We start from the raw sequence: 23959 nt of genomic DNA, 5'->3' as shown, positions 1-23959 counted from the left end.
TCTTATAAACCTCAAGTAAAGTTGAGGTCAAATGTGATGAGTGAAAATAAAAAAGCTGACCCTAGTCGCGTTTTGACTGTGGGTGAAGTTGCAAAAAGGAGCGGGGTTCCTGTTTCAACCCTTCATTTTTATGAAGCGAAAGGACTTATAAAAAGTATAAGAACGAATGGTAATCAACGTCGGTATCCCTTAATTATTTTAAGATATATTGCGATTATTAAAGTTGCTCAAAGGGTAGGTATTCCTTTAAATGAGATTAAAGAAGCTTTAAGTCAGTATCCGATTGGTAGCAAATTATCAGCTAAGCAATGGAAGGATTTATCGAGTCATTGGCGAGAAAATTTAGATGATCGAATTCAAAAACTAACTCGCTTAAGAGACGAAATGGACTGGTGCATTGGCTGCGGTTGTTTATCATTAGAGCAATGTCCATTAAGAAATCCTGAAGATATTTTAGGACAAGACGGATCAGGGGCCCGGATTTTAGAAAGACCTGAATAGAATAGTTCAAAAAATGGCTTTTAATTGGGAATATCTTAATTTCCAATAAATTAAATTTATTTTGCTAGAACATTCAAGTGAGTTTTTTATTGTAAGCAAGTCATATGGAACATGAATTTTTTTGATATCTTTAGTTTTTTTAGTAAGAAGCAAAAAATTATGAAAAAAATGATCTTTCTTGGCTTAGCGCTTGTTTCGTTAACGGCTTGTTCGTCTGTACAACATAAAGATTCAACTCCACCAAAAATTGGTTCACCAAACCCAGCTAGTCAATATTGTGTTGAACAAGGTGGGAAATTAGAAATTAGAAATGAAGCAAATGGTCAGGTTGGGTATTGTCATTTACCAAATGGCCAAGTCGTCGAAGAATGGAAATTATTCCGTGATAACCAAGCGAACTGTATAGCAGAAGAAGCTCAAAAATTAGTGGGGCAATCTGGTCTGACTGATGATCAAATTAAACAAAAGACTCAATCAGAGATTGTGCGTAAAGTGGCTCCTGGTCAACCAATGACAATGGATTATCGTACAAACCGAGTTACAGTCACTATTGATCCTGCTTCTAAGAAAATTACTCAGGCAACTTGTGGTTAATTTGTTTAATTAAAGTTTGTTAAACCAAATCTTGAAGTAAAAAAGCCTGTTGAGATGCAGGCTTTTTTATGACTTTAATTTTGGGAATAATGAATGACTGGATACTCTTTTTGTTGGGGCAGTTGTTGCAAAGCGTGATTAATTTTGATGAGAAAAATATCAACTTTATCTTGGCTTGGATTATTGGTGTTGTATGAAGCTCTTTCTTGATAGTTAATTCCACATCCAATAATTTTCATATTTGAAGGATTAAAGCTCCAGTCATTTTTATTTTTGATAGAAACATCTAAATCACTATCACATTCTTTCCAGAGTTTTAAAAATTGATTGGAATATACAGCGGGAGTTCCTTGTGCTCGGTAGACTGTAAATCCCTGCATTTCAGAGTTAGCAAATTGAAGGAGATGATTAGTAGGCATTCCTCCCCAAAGCATAGCGCTATCTTTTGGTAGCTTTATTCCGGTTATATGTTCTTCTTTAAGTGGTGCAGTTTGCTCATCTTTCTGTTTGGACTTTTGAGATTTATAAACCAGTTTTGTTCCAACAGGAACTGTTACGCCTTTGACTTGAGTGATTTGTTTTGTATAGAAATAAGGGGAATCATCTCGATTACAGCCAGTCGGGTTATAACAGCCAATGCAACCACTTAACAATAAAACAGGAAAACTTAAAATACTTAATTTGAAAATTCGATCCATTTTTCTTGTCTTTCATTATGTCTAGAAATTTAATATATCAGCATTTAAATCAATAATAAAAAAAGCCTCTAGCGGACTAGAGGCAGAAAAACATCAGATGCAAGAACAGGTGAATTATGCATCTGAGTTAAGTAGGTTGTATCAAACCATGTAAAGCACTTTACCAGCAAAAATGAATAAAAATAGGGACGTACGACTAATGGCTAATGTTTCGTGATTGTTTCTTAAGCGACTTAAAAGAGAGAATCGGACTGTAATTGATAACAGTCCAGATGATGGATTTTCGACACTGTAGATTAATTTTTGATTTGTGCCGAAAATTTTTAAATTTGTGATCTTTATCTGTTACTTGAATTTTATTTTTTAGTGAGAACAATAACGCATAAGAAAATTAGGATTAAGCCTAAATAACTGCTAAATGTTAGGCTTTCACCTACTAATAGCACCGCTAATAAAGTTGCTACGGGAATTTCAACGAGTGCTAAAGTCATGGCTTGACTCGCAGGAATACGTTTTAATCCAAAGCTAAAAAATAGATAACCCAAAAACATAGGTACGATGGGAATATAAAGTGCTACCCAAAGATTCGTTGGATAATCAAATAGGTGAGTTGCTGTAATAAATAGCGTAGGTAATAAAAGAACTGCTGAAATACCAAAAATCACGCCCATCGCAGCTCTTGAGTCGACACCTTCATGAATTAAATTTTTCATAATCCATGAATATGTTGCATAACTCAGGCTAGAAAGTAAGCCAAAAAATACGCCTAAAAGACGTTCTGACTGAATCCCTTGATGTTGATGACTATGTTCGCCTGAATAGGAGAGTAAGACAACTCCTAAAAAACCTAAAATAAAACTAATGAGCCATTTTAAAGAGAGTTTACGTTTATCTAATAACCATTCGAGCATGACCGAAAACAAAGGGGCACAGCCAATTGAAATGACGGTACCAATGGAAACACCAGCCAACGAGACAGATGAATAAAATGCAAAAGGACAAAGAATAGAGACAACTGCGGCAATAAAAACTTTCGTTTTATAGTCGAAAAGCTTTTGGTAATCTTTCCTAATCGCTTTTAAACTTAAAAAAGTGTGAATTAACCCTCCGAAACCTACAGATATAGTCGCAATCACGACTGGACTAATGCCTTTTGCAAAAGACGCAGCGGTACCAGCAGTACCCCATAAAAATGCAGCAAATATTACAGATAAGAAACCCGTATAATAAGTCAGGGAAAATTTTGTTTCTGTTGGCGCGTTCATATGGAGTGACTCAAACTTTAAAAGTTTTATGCAGCACAATTTTTACAAGAAAAGAATGATTGATCTTGTAAAGAATAACTCAGCTGAATGGATAGGAACTTTTTTGACGACTGTCCGTCTTAATGCAACAGTATATGCAAATTACATAATTTTGTTGAAGAATTTATCATTTAATTTAATAGAAAAATCTACTATTTGAAAAATAGTAAATTCAGTATTGATTGCGTTGTTTTTAGGCAATGACACATTTATTTTCAGTGCTTTATGGACAGCTTAATGATAATTTTAATGTCATCCGAAAGGACACAATAACGACGAACATACGAATAATAATGAATTGAAGGTAGGACCCAGTGTTTATTAGTGTATTTGATCTTTTTAAAATTGGTATTGGTCCATCTAGCTCCCATACAGTTGGACCCATGCGAGCAGCATACAGTTTTGTGGATGATTTATTAAAACAAAATGATTTACAAAACACGGTTAGAGTTCAGGTGAAGTTATACGGTTCGCTTGCAGCAACCGGTGTTGGTCATGCGACAGATAAGGCTATTCTTTTAGGCTTAATGGGCTTTGACCCTGAACATATCGATACGCAAGCAACTACAAACTTGATTGAAGATGTTGTTGAAAATAATGCCATCCGGCTTAATCAGCAAAAGAGTATTTCTTTTGACTATAAACGTGATGTACTTTTTTTAGATGAGTCTTTGCCTTATCACCCCAATGCGATGGAGCTGATTGCGTATAACGACGGGGAAGAAATCTTATATAAAGAAACCTATTACTCGATTGGTGGTGGTTTTATTATTAGTCAAAGACAATTAACACAAACCCAATCTGAAACCAATGACGTTAAAGTTCCATATCCATTTCACAGTGCGGCTGAACTTTTAAGCTTATGTAAAACTCATCATTTATCGATAAGTGAATTAATGCTTGAAAACGAAAAAAGTTTGCGTAGTGAAACTGAGATTCGCAGCAAAATTATGGACATCTGGAAAGTGATGCAGCAGTGTATTCACAACGGATTAATTAATGAAGGGATATTACCAGGTGGATTAAACGTAAAACGTCGAGCTAAAAAAATTCACGATAAGTTATTAAATAAGAAAAATTCAAACCTGATTGTGACAACTTTTCACGCCATGGAGTGGGTCAATTTATTTGCTTTAGCGGTAAATGAAGAAAATGCTGCTGGTGGCCGAGTAGTGACTGCACCCACAAATGGGGCAGCTGGAATTATTCCAGCAGTTTTATATTACTACGTGACTTTTTCTAAAGACTTTTCCGAAGACAAAGTTGTTCGCTTTTTTCTAAGTGCGGCCGCAGTTGGCATTTTATGTAAACTCAATGCTTCTATTTCTGGTGCAGAAGTAGGATGTCAGGGAGAAGTTGGCTCAGCATGTGCGATGGCTTCGGCTGGTTTAGCCGAGATTTTAGGAGCATCACCTGAGCAAGTGGAGCATGCGGCTGAAATTGGGCTTGAACATAACTTGGGTTTAACGTGTGACCCGATTGGTGGTTTGGTTCAGGTGCCTTGCATTGAACGAAATGCAATTGCAGCCGTAAAAGCCATTAATGCAGCACAAATGGCACTTCATGATGAAGGTGAGCATTTTGTGACATTAGATAAAGTGATTCAAACCATGAAGGAAACAGGCAAAGATATGTCTGAAAAATATAAAGAGACTTCAAAAGGTGGCCTCGCTGTTAACGCAATTGAGTGCTAAAAAAAATGAGATGGGGACGAGGTGACCCCATCTCATTTTAAACATTAAGCCTCGCGAGCAACTAAAGTTAAAATGTCGTAAGTTGCGACAAGTTCACCGCGTTGGTTTTTAACTTTAATATCCCACACCACAACACCATGCGCAGGCTGAGACGGATCTTTTTGTGGTTTAGGCGTTTTTTGCTTACAGGTCAATTCAACCTGAATCGAATCACCAATTTTAACGGGTTCAACAAAGCGTAAGTTGTCCATACCGTAATTGGCAATCACAGGGCCTTGTGCTGCATCGACAAATAGACCAGCTGCGGCAGATACAATGAAGTAGCCATGTGCAACACGCTCACCAAAGAAAGATTCGGCAGCTGCAATTTTGTCGGTATGGGCATAGAAATAGTCACCGCTTAAACCAGCAAAGTTGACAATATCTGCTTCGCTTACTGTGCGACGTGCCGTTAATAAACGTTCACCAATCACTAACTCATCAAAAGACTTTTTAAATGGATGAACACGGTCTTCGTTAACTTTCGAGCCAGCAGTCCACGAGTGGGTAATTTGTGTCAGGCTATTTGGAGAACCTTGAATAGCAGTGCGCTGCATGTAGTGTTTAACGGCGCGAATACCACCTAACTCTTCACCGCCACCTGCACGTCCAGGACCGCCGTGTACAAGATGAGGCAGTGGTGAACCATGTCCTGTACTTTCTTTTGCCGACTCTGCATCGAGTACATGCACACGGCCATGCCAAGGTGCAATTTTTTGAATAATCTGTTCAATATTTTCATCGTTATTTTTAACGACTGAAGCCACTAAGCTACCTTCACCACGTGAAACAAGATCGCTAAGCTCTTCAATGTTTTGATATGGCATGAGGGTACATACAGGACCGAAAGCTTCTGTGGTATGAACATTTGTTGCTTGTAAAGGTTGTTCGCAGAGCAATAAAGTTGGAGCGAAAAAAGCACCTTTTTCAGGATGATCTGCATTAAACGTAAAGGTCTCGTTGCCACCAAAAACGATTTTTGCATCTTTGCTAAGCTCGGCAACTTTTTCTGCAACATCATGTTTTTGTTTAATGCTCGCTAAAGCGCCCATGGTGGTTTCTTCTTTTTGAGGGTCACCCACCACAACTTTAGCAAGTTTGGCAGTGAGCTTCTCTTGTACATTGGCTAACAAGTTTTGAGGAACAAATGCACGACGAATCGCAGTACATTTTTGACCTGCTTTTGTGGTCATTTCACGGAAGACTTCACGCACAAATAAATCGACAGTTTCCTCATTTGCCTCAGGGCTTAAAATTGCGCTGTTTACCGAGTCAGCTTCCATGCTAAATGGAATCGAGTATTTATTGAGGTGAGGGTGGTTACGTAGTTTTTGACCTGTGTAGGCAGAACCTGTAAACGTAACGCAGTCTTGTGGGCCTAACTGTTCTAACAAGTCATAAGTCTGCCCGCAAATGAGTTGTAGCGAGCCTTTTGGTAATACATGTGCTTCTTCAATGGCTTTTACAACCGCTTGAGTTAATTGAGCACCATCAGTCGCGGGTTTCACAATACATGGCACACCTGCAAGTAGCGTTGGTGCAATCTTTTCAAGCATTCCCCAAATTGGGAAGTTAAAAGCATTAATGTGAACGGCAACACCCGCTTTAGGGCTTAAAATGTGTTTAGCACCAAAAGTGCCATTTTTAGATAACTGAATCCAGCTGTCTTCGGTAATAATTTTTTCGTCATTGAGTTCACGGCGAACCAAACTTGAATAAGCAAATAATGTCTGGATGCCACCTTCAATATCAATCCATGCATCTTTACGAGTTGCACCTGTTGCATAAGCAAGCTTATAAAACTCTTCCTTACGTTCCAGTAAATATTGGGCAATTTGTTTTAAAGCATTAGCGCGTTGATGAAACGTCCAGTTAGCCAATTCTGAACCATTTTGTTTGGCATATTGAACAACACGTTTCATATCAATGCCATGACTACTTACGGCATAAATCGGTTCACCCGTAATGGCATGGTAAACAGGACGTAGTTCTTCGCCCGTCGAATGCCATGTTCCATAGACATAAGAAGCAAGGTGAGGCAGTTGATGCTCAGACTGCTGAAAATCTGTGTCAGTTGAGGTTCCTTCTAGGTGTGCTTGTTCAAGCATGACCAAACTCCTTTTTTATGTGATACATCAATTATAAAAATTGCAAAAATATGATTCATAATTTCAGATTAATTTGTCAAAAAGTCAACTTTATTTTGATTTGTAAAAGTAAAAAGGTTTTTTACAATTGATTTAAATTTAATAATTTCAAATATTTAATTTCAAATTATTGGTTGTATTTAATTTGATACTAAAAAAGTGATTGACTTTGTTTTTGGTGTATCGAAAAATAGATTTAAGGGCGATGCCTACAGGGAATGAAAGAATGGAAAACAACTACCAGAAATTTGAACAAAATATTGCCAATGAAATTACGATCGAGGCTAAGGATCAAATGCCTGATGCCTATCGCAAAACATTGATTCGTCAAATCGGGCAACATGGCCATTCTGAAATTGTAGGTATGTTGCCTGAAGGGAACTGGATTACTCGTGCGCCGACTTTAAAACGTAAAGCAGTTTTGTTGGCGAAAGTACAAGATGAAGCAGGTCATGGTTTGTATTTGTACAGTGCGGCAGAAACCTTAGGTGCTGACCGTGATGACATGATGGAAAAATTGATTGATGGGAAAATGAAATACTCATCAATCTTTAACTATCCAACTTTGACTTGGGCAGATGTCGCTGCAATTGGTTGGCTTGTCGATGGGGCAGCTATTGTAAACCAAGTTGCGCTTTGCCGTACCTCTTACGGGCCATATGCACGTGCAATGGTACGTATCTGTAAAGAAGAAAGTTTCCACCAACGCCAAGGTTTTGAAGCCATGATGGCTTTAGCAGGCGGTACACCAGAACAAAAACAGATGGCACAAGATGCGGTAAATCGCTATTGGTGGCCAGCACTGATGATGTTTGGTCCAAGTGACGAGCATTCTCCAAACAGCGCACAAAGCATGGCATGGAAAATCAAACGCTTTAGTAACGATGAATTACGTCAAAAGTTTGTTGATAACACGGTGCCGCAAATTTTACAGCTTGGCTTGGAAGTTCCAGACCCAGATTTAAAACTGAATGAAGAAACAGGTCACTACGAGTTTGGCGAGATCGACTGGCACGAATTTAATGAAGTGATTGCTGGACGTGGACCATGTAATCACGAGCGTATCGAAGCACGCCGTAAAGCATGGGAAAACGGCAAATGGGTTCGTGATGCAGCCGTGGTCTATGCGAAAAAACAGCAGCTTGAAGCGAACAAAGTGGCTTAACAAGATTTATGGAAAAATTTGAGGAAATCAAAATGGAAGATAAAAACAACTGGTCGCTCTACGAAGTATTTGTACGTAGTAAACAAGGTTTAAGCCACCGTCATGTAGGCAGCTTAAGAGCACCTGATGATGAAATCGCATTGCAACATGCGCGTGATGTTTATACACGTCGCAATGAAGGAATCAGCATTTGGGTGGTTCGTTCCGAACTGATTAAGTCATCACAGCCAGATGAAAAAGCAGAATTTTTCGATCCTTCATTAGATAAGGTTTATCGTCATCCGACTTTTTATCATATCCCAGACGGCATTGAGCACATGTAAGGGGAATGGCACATGAATCAGTCAGTTTTATCTAAATTCTTATTACATATTGGCGACAGTCAACTGGTTTTATCGCAGCGTTTGGCTGAGTGGTGCGGGCATGCACCTGAGCTTGAAATTGATATTGCTTTAGCAAACATCGGTTTGGACTTATTAGGTCAGGCAAGAAACTTTCTAACGTTGGCTGGTCAATATGATGAAGCTCAACGTGATGAAGATCAGCTTGCGTATTTCCGTACTGAGCGTGAGTTTTTAAACCTATTGTTGTGTGAACAACCCAATGGTGATTTTGCGCAAACGATTGTACGTCAGTGGTTGATGGACCATTATCATCTTCATTTAATGACGGCTTTAACGCAAAGCTCGCTTCCTGAATTAAGCGCACTTGCCGTGAAATCTTTAAAAGAAGTGAAATATCACATCCGTTTTTCGACAAGCTGGATGGAACGTTTAAGTTTAAGCACAGATGAAGCGCATCAACGTGTGCAAGACGGTTTAAATAATTTATGGCGCTTTACCGCTGAATTATTTGAACTGAGTGCAGACGAGCAAGCACTAGTTGCAGAAGGTGTGATTCCAGATTTTTCAAATGAAAAAGAACAATGGAACCAAACCATTGCAGATGAGCTTAAGCGTTTTGAATTAAATGTTGCTGTGAACGGTGCTTATCGCCGTGGTGCGAAACAAGGATTGCATACCGAGCATTTGGGTTATTTATTGGCTGAAATGCAATGTATTCAAAGAACTTATCCGGGAATGACCTGGTAAGACAAGGAGGTGAGCCATGCAAATGATTCGTCATTGCATCGACCAATGTTGGGATGTTCTACAAACGGTAAGTGACCCTGAAATTCCGGTTTTATCTGTTGTCGATTTAGGCATGATTCGCGGTGTAGAGATTAACGAACAACAAGAAATTATTGTTCGTTTAACTCCGACATATAGCGGTTGCCCAGCAACAGATATGCTCAAAGCACAAATTGCTGAAGCCTTTACCGCAGAAGCTTTGACACCAGTCAAAGTCATGGTCGATTTATCAGAAGCATGGACCACGGACTGGATGTCTGAAGCGGGTAAAAAGAAACTACAAGTTTATGGCATTGCACCACCTGAAGGGTTGGCGCATCAATGTGGTACTCACGTTCACTTAAAAGATGGTGTTGAGTGCCCACGTTGTAAAAGCCGACATACCCGACTGTTAACAGAGTTTAGTTCTACCGCCTGTAAAGCACTTTATAAATGTCAGGACTGTCTTGAGCCTTTTGATTACTTCAAATGTATTTAAGTCTTTAGATAAGGAAATCAGCCATGAGCCAATTTGTACCATTAAAAGTAAAAAGTATTACACCTCAAACCGATCAGGCAATTTGTATTGCATTTGACGTTGTACCTGAACAACAAGAACAATTTCAATTTCAACCGGGTCAACACTTAACCATTCGCCATTTAACCGAAGCGGGTGAAATCCGCCGTTGTTATTCAATCTGTAGCTATGCGGCAAAAGAAGACATCAGTATTGCGGTTAAAAAAATTGATCAAGGTCAATTTTCAAACTGGGCAAATGACCATTTAAAAGTAGGCGATGTGCTTGAAGTGATGCCACCACAAGGCGTGTTTTTTCAAAAAGCAGCCAAGATGGGCGGACAAAACTATTTAGGCGTTGCTGCGGGCAGTGGTATTACTCCAATTTTATCGATTGTTAAGCAAGTGTTGTTTGAACAACCTGAAGCAAAATTTACCTTGCTCTATGGCAATCGCTCATGGAAACAAACCATGTTTGCCGAGCAAATTATGGATTTGAAAGATCAGTTTAAAGAACGTTTTCAGCTCATCAATATTTTTTCTCGTGAGTTCAATGACAGTGAGCTGATGAATGGTCGTATTGATGAAGAAAAGCTAAAACAACTTTTTGATTTTGATGTGCTTGAAACGAGTTTTGATCATGTGTTTGCCTGTGGTCCAGATGAAATGATGAATGCCGTAGAGAGCACTTTGCCAAACTATGGTATTGCAAAAGAAAAAATCCACACCGAACGTTTCCACACAGGACAAGCGCGTAAACGTAGTGCTGAAGCTGATGCAAACCGTAAAGAAGAAAAAGTAAACATCATTTTAGATGGTCGTGAGCTGATTGTTTCTGTGGCTCAGGACGATGAAAGTATTCTTGATGCGGCTTTGCGTGCGGGTGCTGACTTACCGTATGCCTGTAAAGGTGGGGTATGTGCGACTTGTCGTTGTAAAGTTGTTTCTGGTGAAGTCGATATGTTCCTTAACTATAGCCTTGAAAAAGATGAAGTTGAAAAGGGCTATGTACTGAGCTGTCAAACCTTACCAAAAGGCTCAAATGTTCGTTTGAGTTTTGATGAGTAGAGGCTGTCATGCAAGAGTTAATCAAAGTCAGCACAGCAACTGACGGTGTTTTGTTATTAACCCTAAACCGTCCAGAAAAAAGAAATGCTTTAAACAATGCAACATTGCAGTGTTTATGCGAGTTGCTCGAAGAAGCTGAACATAATGCTCAAGTTAAAGCAGTGGTTTTAACGGGTAACTCACAATGTTTTGCTGCTGGAGCAGATCTTAGCGAGCTGGCTGCAATGGATGCCGTGTCTTTGCAACTGGATATTCGCCCGAAGCTTTGGCAAAAAATTGATGCATTTAGTAAGCCACTGATTAGTGCAGTCAATGGCTATGCCTTAGGTGCTGGGTTTGAGCTGGTTTTGCATTCAGATATGGTGATTTGCGGTGAAAATGCCCGTTTTGCTTTACCTGAAATTACTTTGGGTATGTTGCCGGGTGCAGGTGGAACACAGCGTTTAGCGCGCTTGGTGGGACAACAGCTCACCATGCGCTGGGCCATGACAGGTGAAATGATTTCGGCAAAACAGGCAGAGCAACACGGCATTTGCAGCCAAGTAGTGCCGACTGAATTAACCGTTGAATATGCGGTTCAGCTTGCAGCCAAAATTGCCAAACAAGCGCCTTTGGCGATTCGAGTGATTAAACAATCAATTAAAAGTATTCATGAAACGACTTTAAGTCAGGGACTCAAGTTTGAACGTCAAAACTTTGTCTGGCTGGCGGCTACAAAAGATCGAAACGAAGGGATTAATGCTTTCTTTGAGAAAAGAAAGCCAGTGTTTAGAGGTGAGTGATGGACTATCAAAATATTATTGCTGAAGAAAAAAATGGTGTTGGCTACCTGACATTTAACCGCCCAAAAGCACTGAATAGCTTTAACGTTGATATGCACCGTGAAGTGGCTGAGGTTTTAAACCTGTGGACCAAAAATCCAGATGTTCGTTGTGTTGTGATTAGTGGCGAAGGTCGCGGCTTTTGTGCAGGGCAAGATTTAGGCGACCGTGTAGTTGACCCAAATGCTGAAGCTCCAGATTTAGGATATTCCATTGAAACTTACTATAACCCGCTGATTAAAACGATTGTAAATATGCCAAAGCCTGTTATTTGCGCCGTAAATGGCGTGGCAGCAGGTGCAGGGGCAAATATTGCACTGGCCTGTGATTTAGTGATTGCAGCCAAATCGGCAAACTTCGTACAAGCATTTTGCCGCCTAGGTTTGGTTCCAGACTCGGCTGGTACATGGTTTTTACCACGTACTGTAGGTCATGCACGTGCGATGGGTTTGACCTTGTTAGGTGACAAGCTCCCAGCAGAAACCGCAAAAGAATGGGGCATGATTTGGGATGTTGTAGAAGACGCCGAGCTTAAAACAAAAGTCACTGAACTTGCTGAACGTTTAGCGAAACAACCTACGTTTGGTCTATCTCTCATTAAAAAAGCGATTCATCAATCAAGCAATAACACCTTTGATGAGCAAGTGCTGTTAGAGCGTGATTTACAACGTATTGCGGGACGTTCTGAAGATTATCGTGAAGGTGTGCAAGCCTTTATGAATAAACGTGAACCAAATTTTAAAGGGCGCTAAGCATGACAGATTTAGACTTATCTCGTGCCCGAATTGCCGTCATTGGTTCTGGCACCATGGGCATCGGCATTGCCCAGTTAGCCATTGTAAACGGGCACTCGACTGTTTTATATGATCTAGACGCTCAAAAAGCGCAACAAGCCGTTCAAGGTTTAGGGCAGACGTTTAAAAAGCTGGTTGAAAAGAGCAAGCTTACCCAACAGCAAGCTGATGAAGCATTAGCGCGTTTAACGGTGGTCAATCAAGTTGAAGCACTACGTGATGCTGACTTGGTGATTGAAGCAGTCGTTGAGAAAAAAGAAGTTAAACAGTCTTTATTTAAACAACTCGCTGAAATTTGTAGTGTACAAACCATTTTTGCAAGTAATACATCTTCAATTTCAGTGACTGCAATTTCGGCTGGCATTACTCACCCTGAGCGCGTGGTAGGTTTACACTTTTTTAACCCTGCGCCAGTCATGAAACTGGTTGAAATTGTACAAGGCTTAAAAACTCCAAACAGCTTATGTTTGGCTTTAAAAAACTTGATGTTGAATTGGAAAAAAATTCCCGTACTCACCAAGTCGACTCCAGGTTTTATTGTTAACCGAATTGCACGTCCGTTTTATGCAGAAGGCTTTAGAGCACTACAAGAACAAGTCACTAGCTACGACCAGCTAGATTATGCCTTAAAGCAGTGCGGCGGTTTTGCGATGGGGCCATGTGAACTTACAGACCTCATTGGTCAAGATGTTAACTTTTCGGTGACGCAAAGCGTTTACCAAGAGTTTTTTTACGAGCCACGCTACCGTCCAAGCCTCATTCAAAAGGAATTAGTCGATGCGGGCGCTTGGGGCCGTAAGTCAAAACAAGGCTTTTATTGCTATAACGAAAAAAATCAGTACGAGACATTTCAGCCTAAAGCTGTGACTGTCAAACCCGTTGATGCCCATATTCAGCTCAAAGGGACTTGGTCTCAGCTACCTGCATTTTTAACGCGTTTAGGCTTAAAAAGCGGATCTGCGAGTGATGACAATATCCTTCAAATTGATGATATCGACTTACGTTTAAGCCAAGGTGAGTCAGCCAATATTCATTACCTAAGCCGTAAAGTGGTTTTAATGGATTGGCATCATGATTTTGAACAAGCGGAAGCTTTAGTACTCAGTCATAACGAGCTTTGTGAAGCAAGTGATCTGGCTAAAGTTGAGGCTTACTTTGCACAGTTTGGTATTAGCGTGATGTGGATTAAAGACCATCCGGCACTGTTAACCTTACGCACCATCGCTTTACTCATTAATGAAGCCTGTGAAGCAAGTTTACATGGTGTTGCGAGTCTGGAAGATATTGATAATGCCATGAAATATGGAGTGAATTATCCTAAAGGTCCTTACCAGTGGTTGACACAAATGGGCGGCGCTTATGTGCTCCAAACCTTAAATAACTTATATGCACTGTATGGAGAGGAAAAATATCGCGCGAGTATCTACCTCAAGCAATACGTAGCGAAAACTCAAAACATTGCTACTCAATATTCACGTGATATGACCGAATTTGCATAATCAGGAGTCAACATGGAAGACGTTTTAATTTGCGATTTTATTCGTACCCCAATTGGACGATATGCAGGTGCCTTAAGTGCTGTACGTGCAGATGATTTAGCTGCATTGCCCATTAAATATTTAAAAGATAAACACCCGAACTTACCGTGGAATACGGTAGACGAAGTGTTTTTAGGATGTGCCAACCAAGCAGGTGAAGACAACCGTAACGTTGCACGCATGGCGACACTCTTGGCAGGCTTACCTGATACAGTGCCAGCGATGACGGTCAATCGCCTGTGTGCTTCTGGTTTAGATGCTGTGGGACTTGCGGCGCGCTCAATTAAAGCAGGCGAAGCGCAATTTGTGTTGGCAGGTGGTGTTGAGTCAATGAGCCGCGCGCCATTTGTACAAGCTAAACCAACCGAAGCGTTTAGCCGTACACCTGAAATTTATGACACCACTATTGGCTGGCGCTTTGTAAATAAGCAACTTAAAGCACAATATGGCACTGACAGCATGCCGGAAACTGCCGAAAATGTAGCTGAAAAATATCAAATTAGCCGTGAAGACCAAGATGCGTTTGCATTGCGTAGTCAGCAAAAAACCGCTGCGGCACAACAAAATGGTTTCTTTAACGATGAGATTTTGCCTGTCGAGATTACAGACCGTAAGAAAAACGTGATTGTGGTGAATCGCGATGAACATCCGCGTGAAACGACACTTGAAGCACTCGCAAAACTAAAAGCCCCATTTAAAAAAGAAGGTGGGTCGGTGACTGCCGGAAATGCTTCTGGTGTAAATGACGGTGCTGCGTGTGTGTTAATTACCAACCGTGAATTTGCAAATACACATGGTTTAAAACCTTTAGCACGTGTAATTGGCATTGCAAGTGCAGGGGTTGAACCCAAATATATGGGTATAGGTCCTGTTCCGGCTGTGCAGAAAATTTTAAAGCAAACAGGTTTAACGCTAGATCAGATGGATGTGATTGAGCTGAATGAAGCATTCGCAGCCCAATCTTTGGCTTGTATGCGTGAACTTGGTCTAAAAGATGACGATGAACGTGTGAACCCAAATGGTGGTGCGATTGCGTTAGGACATCCGCTTGGTATGAGCGGTACTCGCTTAGTGATTACCGCAACACGTGAGCTAAAAAAACGAGGTGGACGCTATGCACTGTGCACAATGTGTGTGGGTGTTGGACAAGGTGTTGCACTGATTTTGGAAAATTTAAATTAATTTAGACGGTTTTAAAAATTACATAATGAGGAGATAGGCGATGGACAGCCTTACAACGGATAATGTTGAACAATTAACACTTGCAGAGCTTAGAGAGCTGCAAACTAAACGGTTAAAACAAACCCTGACTTTTGTATATGAAAATAGTCCGGTCTATAAGAAAAAGTTCGATGAAGCGGGTGTACATCCTGATGACTTCGTGACTTTAGACGATTTGGCGAAGTTTCCATTTACCACTAAACAGGATTTAAGAGACAACTATCCGTTTGGGATGTTTGCCGTACCGCAAGAACAGATTGTGCGTTTACATGCATCATCAGGCACAACAGGTAAACCGACCGTGGTGGGATATACCCAAAAAGATATTAATACTTGGTCGGACATTGTTGCGCGTTGCTTACGCATGGCAGGTTTAACCGCGAAAGATATGGTTCAGGTGGCTTATGGCTATGGACTGTTTACTGGTGGTCTAGGTGCACATTATGGTGCCGAGCGCTTAGGTGCAACGGTTATTCCAATGTCTGGCGGCCAAACTGAAAAGCAAGTTCAGCTCATTCAAGATTTTAAACCGACTGCAATTATGGTTACGCCATCGTATTGCGTGAGTATTATTGAAAAGCTAGAACAGCAATTTGGTACTGCACGTAATACGTCTTTAAAAGTCGGTATTTTTGGTGCTGAACCATGGACCAATGAACTGCGCCGTGAAATTGAAGAACGCCTCAATATTAAAGCACTCGATATTTATGGTTTGTCTGAAGTGATGGGGCCGGGCGTTGCCATGCAGTGCTTAGGCGAGGGTGAAGGGCTAACCATTTGGGAAGATCATTTCTACCCAGAAATTATTAACCCTGAAACGGGTGAAGTCTGTAAAGATGGCGAACTTGGCGAGTTAGTCTTTACGACCATTACCAAAGAAGGCTTGCCAATTATTCGTTACCGTACCCGTGATTTGACCCGTTTACTCGCTGGAGAAAATCTGGCAATGCGTAAGATGGATAAAATTGTGGGCCGTAGTGACGACATGCTCATTATTCGCGGTGTGAATGTTTTCCCGACTCAGATTGAAGAGCAAATTTTGCAAGTTCCGCATTTAGTTCCAAATTATGAAATTTTGGTGACTAAAAAAGGCCATATGGATACTTTGCATATTCGTACAGAGATGTGTCATAACTGTAATATACAGGCCAATCAACTTGCTCAGGAGTTGATGAAACGTATTAAAACCATGATTGGGATTAGCGTTACTGTAGAAGTTGTGACAGAAGCGACCTTACCTCGTTCGGAAGGCAAGGCAAAGCGGGTAATCGATATGCGTCAGATTGCTTAACATCAAGATCATTCAGGGTATAGAATCTATACCCTGAAACTAAACGCCAAGACATGAGTATGAGTGCAAAAATACAGCAAATAATTGATTCTGTTGTAAAGAATGAAACCTTAAGTGGAACTTCGCTTATTTCGACAATTTTTGGAGATTCAGTACTTCATCGGGGTGGAAACATTAGTCTTGCGAGCCTGATTCAGTTATTAGAGCTGTTTGGGTTTAATGACCGCGCTGTAAGAACCTCTGTTTTTCGTTTAGTTAAAAATGATTGGCTATGTTCGGACAAAATCGGCAGAACCAGTTTTTATCGCATTACCGATTCGAGCCGTTCGACTTATTTGCAAGCAGAGCAACGCATTTATAACGACCAGATGAAAGAGTGGGATCATTATTGGGATCTTATTCTGATGTCTAGCCTCGACACTGAAAATAAAGCGTTGTTAAAGAAAGAACTCGAATGGTTAGGATTTGCCAATATTTCGACAAACTTAATGGCTTATCCGGGTTGTAACCGTATTGAACTGCAACGCTTGTTGGTTGACTTAAATATGAGTGAGCAAGTGGTGGTGTTTAAAGCCGAAACCTTGCAGCTCTTTAATAATTCGGTCGATACCATTGGACGTATGCTCAGAACCAACTGGCCAATCGATGAATTGCGCCAAAGATATCTACAGTTTCTCGATATTTTTAGAGAAATTGGCGTGTTGCTGATGCAGGAAAACGAACAACTCGAACCTGTTCAGGCCTTTCAAATTCGAACTTTGCTGATTCATTATTATCGACGGATTTTGTTGAAAGACCCTGCATTACCGCTTGAATTGTTGCCAACTGACTGGCCTGCGATTAGTGCACGAACGTTATCAATGAATATTTATAAAAAAGTATTTGAACCTGCCGATGAATACTTCTTGTCTGTTGCCGCAACAGCAGAAGGACCAATGCCAAATGCCACAGCACACTATTGGCGCCGTTTCGGAGGTTTGGTTGCGACAAATGAGAGGTTAAATCATGCCTTGTTATAGTATTGACGGTGTTATTCCCGTCGTCAGCCCAGAGGCTTTTGTACATCCAACCGCTGTTTTAATTGGTGATGTGATTATTGAAGCGGGTGTATATGTAGGGCCATTTGCTTCATTGCGTGCCGATTTTGGTCGTATTCATATTAAGCAAAATGCCAATATACAAGATAACTGCACCGTACATGGTTTTCCACAAAGTGTGACGTTAGTTGAGGAAATGGGGCACATTGGGCATGGGGCAATTTTGCATGGCTGTCGTATTGGAAAAAATGTTTTGGTCGGCATGAACAGCGTAATTTTGGACTATGCCGAAATTGGTGAAAACACCATTATTGGTGCAAATAGTTTAGTTAAAACCAAAGATATTATTCCGGCAAATGTATTGGCAATGGGCAGTCCTGCCAAGGTTACACGTGATTTGTCAGAACAAGAAAAAAAGTGGAAAACTAGAGGCACGCAAGAATACATTGAGCTTGCACAGCGCTGCTTAAACTCAATGCAAGAAGTTCAGCCATTAAGCTCAGAGTCGGATGACCGCCTGACCTATAAGGACTTTAGTTCTTCAAACTATCAGATTAAACAAGATAGCGTTTAACGACTTTTAATTAGTCGATTTCAATACACATAGGTTTAATACTTAAGGAATACTCGCACGAGTAGGGAGACGTCTGTGCAAAAAATGGAAAATACTGCGGTTGATCAATTCGCAGAGCTATTAGGTGTTGAAGTGCTGCATCGCAGTTTTGATGAGGCGCGTTGCAAGCTTAATGTAAAAGACGAACACACGAATGCCTTGGGCGGGGTGCATGGTGGTGTCATATTTTCTTTAGCCGATATTGCTTTTGCGATGGCTTGTAATGCAGGGGATGCGCCATATACTGGCCTACAGGCAGATGTTCGCTATATGAGCGGTGTTAAAGATAGAATGTTATTTGCAACGGCAACCAAGGTCGGAAGTAGTAAAAAATTTGCGCATTATGAAGTAGTGATAACAGATGGCTTGAATAATAGAGTCGCTTTATTTACATCTACGTGTTACAGACTTGCGCCGTAATATTATGAGGTTATGAGTCTCATGTCATATAAATAAAATAGCTGAATCAACACATAGTAACGCAGCAAGAACTTGCTGTTTATTTCAATATTGCGGTTTGTTTAATTTCAAAATAAGACATATATCATTTAATATTGTAACTTTAGTTTTTTAAATACGTCTTTAATTAGATTTAATAAAATAGATAAGGGGGCAATAGTGCCAGAAATTGATAATAAACAACAACCTAATCCTGAATATTCATTAAAGGTTGATTGTGCATCAGCTTTGAACTTTGTTTTACAGCAAAATTCAGTGCCCCTTATTCGACAAGTTCTAATCTCTTCAACTGAAACAATTTCTGGTTCTCGAATCGTTATTCGTTCTAATCCTGAGTATTTCAAAGAACACATCATCAATATCGCGAGTTTGGAAGCCAATCAAGTCTTGGCTCTTGATAAACCAAAATTAGCTTTTGATATTAAATTATTGCAAGAGATACCTGAGAATATTAAAGGAAGTATCGAAGTAGTTTGGTTAAATGAAAATGAAAAACTACTAGCAGAACAACAGATAGAAATCGATGTATTGACCATTGATACTTGGGGCGGAGAACGTCAGCCAATTGAGTTGTTGGCAAGTTTTTCACAACCTAATGCTTCAGCACTTAGTCCAATTCTTGTTAAAGCGAGTGAAATTCTAAAATCAAAACAATTAGGTTCATTAAATGGGTATTTGGATCGAGATAGAGATTCTGTTTTATCTCAGTTGAACGCAATTTGGGAGTCCTTACTGGAACAAGACATTCATTATATTGTTAGTCCAGCAAGCTTTGTTAAAAGCGGGCAACGTGTACGTTTAGTGAAACAAATTTTTGAAGAAAAGCTAGCATGTTGTTTAGATACAACATTGCTATTAAGCGCATTAGCTGAACAAATTGGTTTAGATACTTTACTTATTATTGAAGAGGGACATGCGTACCTCGGTGTCTGGTTGAGTGAAACTCCAAATATTGACCTGATTATTGATGATGTTCAAGCACTTAGAAAAAGAAATGTGTTAGGGGAAATAGTTTTTATTGAGACAACATTATTAACCCAACAAGCAAAACTTAACAAAGCTCTTGATGCTGCATTAGTTCATATTAATGATGTTGCTGAGAAATTTTATTTTGCAATAGATGTGAGACAATCTCGCTTACGAGGAATTAAGCCAATCTCTACATTACAAGACAAGAAAAGTTATGTGGATGACACAGAGGTTGAATGGATACCTACTTCTACCCCTGCGTATGGTGTAGAAGCACAGACAACCGAAAATAAAGTGACAAGAGTAGATCGCTGGTTACGGCGTTTGTTAGATTTAAGTCTAAGAAACAAGCTATTAAATTTTAAAGATAATCGTTACAGCATCCCATTACAGTGTTCTGAGAAAACGCTTGGTAAGCTTGAAGATACGCTTGCAAATCAAGAGGGATTTTTCTTTGGAAGTATTGATACTATTTCTCTTAAAGGAGTACAACGAGAAAATGAAAGTCAGCATATTTATCAGTATGTAGATGAGAGCCTTGCAAGAAGATTACTATTTAGTTCTTTAGATAGTGGCACATTAACCAAGCGTTTAGTTGAGATTTATCGTGCTTCGCGTACTGCATTAGAAGAAGGAGGGGCCAATACCTTATTTCTTGCGGTTGGTTTTCTTGAATGGAGAGAGTCCGAACGCTCAAAACGTACATTTAAGGCACCGTTACTACTCATTCCTGTACAGATTACACGTGAGACAGCTAAAACAGGCTATCGTCTATTTATGTATGATGATGAGCCACGTTTTAACTCTACTTTACTACAATTATTAAGACAGGATTTTGAACTTGATATTGCGGGCTTAAATCCTTTACCAACAGATGATTCCGGCATAGATGTTAATAAGGTTTTACATATTGTACGAAAGGCGATTGTAAATATAGCAGGATGGGAAGTAAAAGCTGAGGCTGCAATTGGTCAGTTCTCATTCTCAAAATATTTAATGTGGCTTGATTTGTCTTCACGGATGGATCAACTAAAAAATCAATCTGTGGTAAATCATCTGATTGAATCCCCACGGGAACCTTTTATTAAACAAGATGAATTCCCGCAACCTGCTCAATTAGACCAACAATATAAGCCACAACAATTATTTACGCCATTATCATCTGACTCTTCGCAGTTAGCGGCAGTCATGTCCGCGGCATTGGGGCGTACTTTTGTGTTATCAGGTCCCCCTGGAACAGGTAAGTCACAGACCATTACCAATATGATTTCTCAATGTTTGGCAGATGGTAAATCGGTATTATTCGTCTCTGAAAAAATGGCTGCTTTAGAAGTCGTTTATCGCCGTTTGACACAAATTGGCTTAAGTGAACTGTGCTTGCAGCTACACTCATCAAAATCTCAAAAAATGGAAGTACTCGATCAACTGAGAGAAAGAGCGCAGAAAAATAATGATCCTTACTTTTTAAGTGCTCAACCTAAAACAACAGAATGGCAGAAACTCTCAGACAGACTCATTCAAACCCGTGATGAGCTGAATCAACATGTAAAAAACCTGCATACACCACATCCTATTGGTTGGAGTTTGTATGCAGCAATGAGTGATGAACTTCGTTATCGGGATACACCGCATTTACGTTTTCTTGATATCAGTATTGCAACATTGACAGCAGAAAAACGTGAGCTACTGAATGAGACCGTGACACAAGCCATAGGTTTACGTCAGCTCGTCAACGGAAATGCGAAAGATATATTGAATGGTTTTGCAGAAGGTTTGGCTGAGCCGATTTGGAGCTTAGCATGGCAAGAACAATATCAGATATTACAAGATCAACTTGTAGACCAGATACAACGTTTGCAAAATTCAGTTTCTACTTGGCAAGAAGTTTTCGGGTTTGGTGAAAAGCAAAATCTGAGTCAGGTTAAACATGATGTTTCTATTTTTACGGCATTATCTGCTCTTGTTCAGCAAACCGATTTAAAATTACTAAGTATTATTAAAGATTTAGATTTAAACACTATTACGCAAGCGAAGCAGTTAGTCCAAGATTTAAGACAGCAGCGTTCTTCGTTGGTTGGACAATATCAATCTCAAATTTATCAAGCAGATTTAAGTCAAATTGCCTTTAAATGGCGTGAAGCAGAATCAAAAATTTTCCCATTCTCATGGTTCGCTAAGTTCCAGCTGAGAAACTTAGTCAAAACTTATCAAAGCTCTACTCAACGTCCTACAGCTTTGGCGGTTGCACATGACTTACCAATTTTGCAACATATCCAAAGTCAACAAAAACAGTTCACTGAATGTGAAAATCAGTTGGCAAGTAAACTTGGTCCTTACTGGCAGGGTGAAGATAGCGCATGGCAAAGTTTTGAAGCTATTCACAATCAGTGGCAAGAAATTAAGCAAATAGTTGCATCAACAATTACAGACCAAGCAACTTTATTAAAAGCCGTAGAATTTAGTAAAAATAATAGTTTGGATGAAATAAAACAAAACATAGCTCAAGTGGAAAATACATTCAGTCAATTGCTAAATGATCACGCACTGAAAAATGATGTTCAATTTACTCCATACCTAGATATTAATTTTAATGAAATTATTGAAAGACAGCAGCAATTGCAACAACACAGTTCATCTTGGAGACATTGGTTAAATTGGCAGGCTATAAAGAGCCAGTTAATTAAACAGGGGTTAAAACCTTTGGCCTTTGAACTTTTAGATACTCCATTGGAACTGGATGCTGCTTTAAAGCGCTTGAATATTAATTTAGCGAGACACTGGATTACTCATCAATTTAGTCAACACCCTGAATTAAATCAGTTCAACAGTCAACGGCATGAACAGAAAATCCAGACCTTTGCACAACAAGACAAAGATCACCAGCTTGCTGCGAGTCATGAGATTATTCATCGTTGGAATGCTATTTTTAGTGAACAAGATAAACATAAGGCTCAGTGGACTGTTCTCAATAAAGAGTTAGGTAAAAAGCGCCGTCATATTCCTGTACGTGAATTAATGCGTCAGATTCCTGACGTGTTAGTTGGGTTAAAACCATGTTTATTAATGAGTCCGTTATCAGTTGCTCAATATCTGGATACTGAAGCAAAATTTGATGTGGTAATTTTCGATGAAGCATCACAGATTCCTGTATGGGATGCGATTGGTGCTTTGGCGAGAGGTAAGCAGTCCATTGTGGTGGGCGATAATAAACAAATGCCCCCAACAAGTTTCTTTGGTAAAGGAGATTCTGAAGAAGAGGTCGATGAGGAAGTAACTGAAGACTTAGAAAGTATTTTGGATGAATGTCTTGCTGCTCAGTTACCAGAATTAGCTTTGAACTGGCATTACCGCAGTCGTTATGAAAGCCTCATTCAGTTTAGTAATCAGAAATATTACAAAGGTGGTTTATTTACTTTCCCTGCACCTGTTGCTAAAGATACTGCTGTAAAACTGCATATGGTTGAGGGTGTCTATGATAAAGGCGATACGCGTACCAATAGTAATGAAGCGAAAGCAATTGTTGAATTTATTATTCAGCATTTACAGTCACAATTAGGACAGGAGAACCCTCTGACTCTTGGTGTTGTAACTTTCAATATGACCCAACAAAAGCTGATTGAAGATTTACTGGATAATGAACTGGCAAATCATCCTGAGTTAGAGACATTGAGTAAATCAGGCATTGAACCTTTATTCGTTAAGAATTTAGAAAATGTACAAGGGGATGAGCGCGATATTATCGTTTTCTCAATTACCTATGCTAAAGATCAGGATGGTCGCTTATCAATGAATTTTGGTGCGTTAAACCGTCAAGGTGGACAGCGCCGTTTAAATGTAGCAATTACTCGTGCCCGTCAAGGATTACATGTTTTCTCTGCCTTGAGTCCAGAAGAAATTAACTTGGCACGTACCAATAGCGAAGGGGTAAGGGATCTAAAAGACTTCCTCATTTTTGCTCGAAGTGGTCAGTTGCATTTAAATTATTCTGATCAAAGTAAACAGCAGAGCAAAAAAGAATTCGTACAGTACCTACAAACTAAGCTGCAAGAACAAGGCTGGAGTGTGGACCTTGGAATAGGTCAGGGCGATAGTTGTGTAGATCTAGCTATTAAGGATGATTTGAATTCGGGTAGTTATATTGCTGGTATTATCGTGGATGGTGAAAACTATGCTAAAGCAGCTACCGCACGAGACCGTGATCAGCTGAGACCAACTGTTTTAAATGGACTAGGTTGGGAAGTTTTATCGGTTTGGACAGTAGATTGGTGGTTAGATCCAGAGCAAAACTTAACTAAATTGGTAAATGTATTAGAAGAGATAAAATCTAAAGAAGATGTGGCTTAAATTGTATAAAAACAGATAAGGGTGACCTTATCTGTTT

The 23959-nt window shown here is 39.8% G+C and carries 20 protein-coding genes; 17 read left to right on the top strand and 3 right to left on the bottom strand.

Features of this window, described 5'->3' with window-relative positions; all coding sequences use genetic code 11:
• The first annotated feature begins 33 nt into the window (after positions 1–33).
• Both soxR and ACS604_RS04010 read left to right on the top strand, forming a co-directional pair.
• The gene (gene soxR / locus ACS604_RS04015) at positions 34–501 is read left to right on the top strand and encodes a redox-sensitive transcriptional activator SoxR (RefSeq protein ID WP_174741631.1); all 468 of its coding nucleotides are present in this window, start codon (positions 34–36) and stop codon (positions 499–501) included.
• Positions 502–660: 159 nt separating this feature from the next.
• Positions 661–1095 (top strand): I78 family peptidase inhibitor, encoded by a 435-nt coding sequence (locus tag ACS604_RS04010; RefSeq protein ID WP_443272148.1) that lies wholly within the window; start codon positions 661–663, stop codon positions 1093–1095.
• A gap of 74 nt (positions 1096–1169) precedes the next feature.
• Here ACS604_RS04010 and ACS604_RS04005 read toward each other — a convergent pair whose 3' ends face one another.
• Together ACS604_RS04005 and ACS604_RS04000 are read right to left on the bottom strand one after the other, a co-directional pair.
• Positions 1170–1793 (bottom strand): hypothetical protein, encoded by a 624-nt coding sequence (locus ACS604_RS04005; protein ID WP_353154823.1) that lies wholly within the window; start codon positions 1791–1793, stop codon positions 1170–1172.
• A gap of 356 nt (positions 1794–2149) precedes the next feature.
• Positions 2150–3058, bottom strand: coding sequence for a DMT family transporter (locus ACS604_RS04000; RefSeq protein ID WP_353154820.1), 909 nt, complete (start codon positions 3056–3058; stop codon positions 2150–2152).
• 353 nt (positions 3059–3411) lie between these two features.
• Between ACS604_RS04000 and ACS604_RS03995 the strand changes: the two genes are divergently transcribed.
• The gene (locus ACS604_RS03995) at positions 3412–4791 is read left to right on the top strand and encodes an L-serine ammonia-lyase (protein WP_353154817.1); all 1380 of its coding nucleotides are present in this window, start codon (positions 3412–3414) and stop codon (positions 4789–4791) included.
• 44 nt (positions 4792–4835) lie between these two features.
• Here the strand turns inward: ACS604_RS03995 and paaZ are convergent, their stop codons facing one another.
• Positions 4836–6938 carry a phenylacetic acid degradation bifunctional protein PaaZ gene (gene paaZ / locus ACS604_RS03990; RefSeq protein WP_353154814.1) on the bottom strand — a complete coding sequence of 701 codons (2103 nt, stop codon included), beginning with the start codon at positions 6936–6938 and terminating at the stop codon, positions 4836–4838.
• Positions 6939–7203: 265 nt separating this feature from the next.
• On the opposite strand from paaZ, the gene paaA reads away from it, so the two are divergent.
• From paaA to ACS604_RS03920, 14 genes are all read left to right on the top strand, one after another.
• On the top strand, positions 7204–8142 hold the full coding sequence (gene paaA, locus ACS604_RS03985) for a 1,2-phenylacetyl-CoA epoxidase subunit PaaA (protein WP_004793398.1): 939 nt from the start codon (positions 7204–7206) through the stop codon (positions 8140–8142).
• Positions 8143–8174: 32 nt separating this feature from the next.
• Positions 8175–8465, top strand: a complete 291-nt coding sequence (paaB, locus tag ACS604_RS03980) for a 1,2-phenylacetyl-CoA epoxidase subunit PaaB (protein WP_000389648.1) — start codon at positions 8175–8177, stop codon at positions 8463–8465.
• 12 nt (positions 8466–8477) lie between these two features.
• A complete protein-coding gene (paaC, locus tag ACS604_RS03975; protein WP_174759748.1) occupies positions 8478–9233 on the top strand; it encodes a 1,2-phenylacetyl-CoA epoxidase subunit PaaC in 756 nt (251 codons plus the stop codon).
• 16 nt (positions 9234–9249) lie between these two features.
• Positions 9250–9750 carry a 1,2-phenylacetyl-CoA epoxidase subunit PaaD gene (gene paaD, locus ACS604_RS03970; RefSeq protein ID WP_474770202.1) on the top strand — a complete coding sequence of 167 codons (501 nt, stop codon included), beginning with the start codon at positions 9250–9252 and terminating at the stop codon, positions 9748–9750.
• Positions 9751–9773: 23 nt separating this feature from the next.
• A complete protein-coding gene (gene paaE / locus ACS604_RS03965) occupies positions 9774–10835 on the top strand; it encodes a 1,2-phenylacetyl-CoA epoxidase subunit PaaE (RefSeq protein WP_049836275.1) in 1062 nt (353 codons plus the stop codon).
• A gap of 8 nt (positions 10836–10843) precedes the next feature.
• On the top strand, positions 10844–11617 hold the full coding sequence (locus ACS604_RS03960) for an enoyl-CoA hydratase-related protein (RefSeq protein ID WP_474770199.1): 774 nt from the start codon (positions 10844–10846) through the stop codon (positions 11615–11617).
• Positions 11617–12408, top strand: a complete 792-nt coding sequence (paaG, locus tag ACS604_RS03955; protein ID WP_474770196.1) for a 2-(1,2-epoxy-1,2-dihydrophenyl)acetyl-CoA isomerase PaaG — start codon at positions 11617–11619, stop codon at positions 12406–12408. The genes ACS604_RS03960 and paaG overlap by 1 nt, the downstream gene beginning before the upstream one ends.
• Positions 12409–12410: 2 nt before the next feature.
• Positions 12411–13949 (top strand): 3-hydroxyacyl-CoA dehydrogenase, encoded by a 1539-nt coding sequence (locus tag ACS604_RS03950; protein WP_474770194.1) that lies wholly within the window; start codon positions 12411–12413, stop codon positions 13947–13949.
• A gap of 12 nt (positions 13950–13961) precedes the next feature.
• Positions 13962–15170 (top strand): 3-oxoadipyl-CoA thiolase, encoded by a 1209-nt coding sequence (gene pcaF / locus ACS604_RS03945; protein WP_114182637.1) that lies wholly within the window; start codon positions 13962–13964, stop codon positions 15168–15170.
• Positions 15171–15210: 40 nt separating this feature from the next.
• Positions 15211–16500 (top strand): phenylacetate--CoA ligase PaaK, encoded by a 1290-nt coding sequence (paaK, locus tag ACS604_RS03940; protein WP_004702409.1) that lies wholly within the window; start codon positions 15211–15213, stop codon positions 16498–16500.
• A 53-nt stretch (positions 16501–16553) separates the two neighbouring features.
• A complete protein-coding gene (gene paaX / locus ACS604_RS03935; protein ID WP_000062822.1) occupies positions 16554–17519 on the top strand; it encodes a phenylacetic acid degradation operon negative regulatory protein PaaX in 966 nt (321 codons plus the stop codon).
• The gene (locus ACS604_RS03930; protein WP_440202206.1) at positions 17506–18111 is read left to right on the top strand and encodes a DapH/DapD/GlmU-related protein; all 606 of its coding nucleotides are present in this window, start codon (positions 17506–17508) and stop codon (positions 18109–18111) included. Before paaX ends, ACS604_RS03930 begins: the two co-directional genes overlap by 14 nt.
• 75 nt (positions 18112–18186) lie before the next feature.
• Complete coding sequence (locus tag ACS604_RS03925) at positions 18187–18570, top strand: PaaI family thioesterase (protein WP_440202205.1); 384 nt, start codon at positions 18187–18189, stop codon at positions 18568–18570.
• Between the two features lie 198 nt (positions 18571–18768).
• Complete coding sequence (locus ACS604_RS03920) at positions 18769–23922, top strand: DUF4011 domain-containing protein (RefSeq protein ID WP_474770180.1); 5154 nt, start codon at positions 18769–18771, stop codon at positions 23920–23922.
• Positions 23923–23959 lie beyond the last annotated feature (37 nt).

The organism is Acinetobacter sp. Li1LvA2, assembly GCF_056156705.1.
Note: the sequence above shows the minus strand (reverse complement) of the source record. Positions and strands in the feature narration are given on the sequence as shown.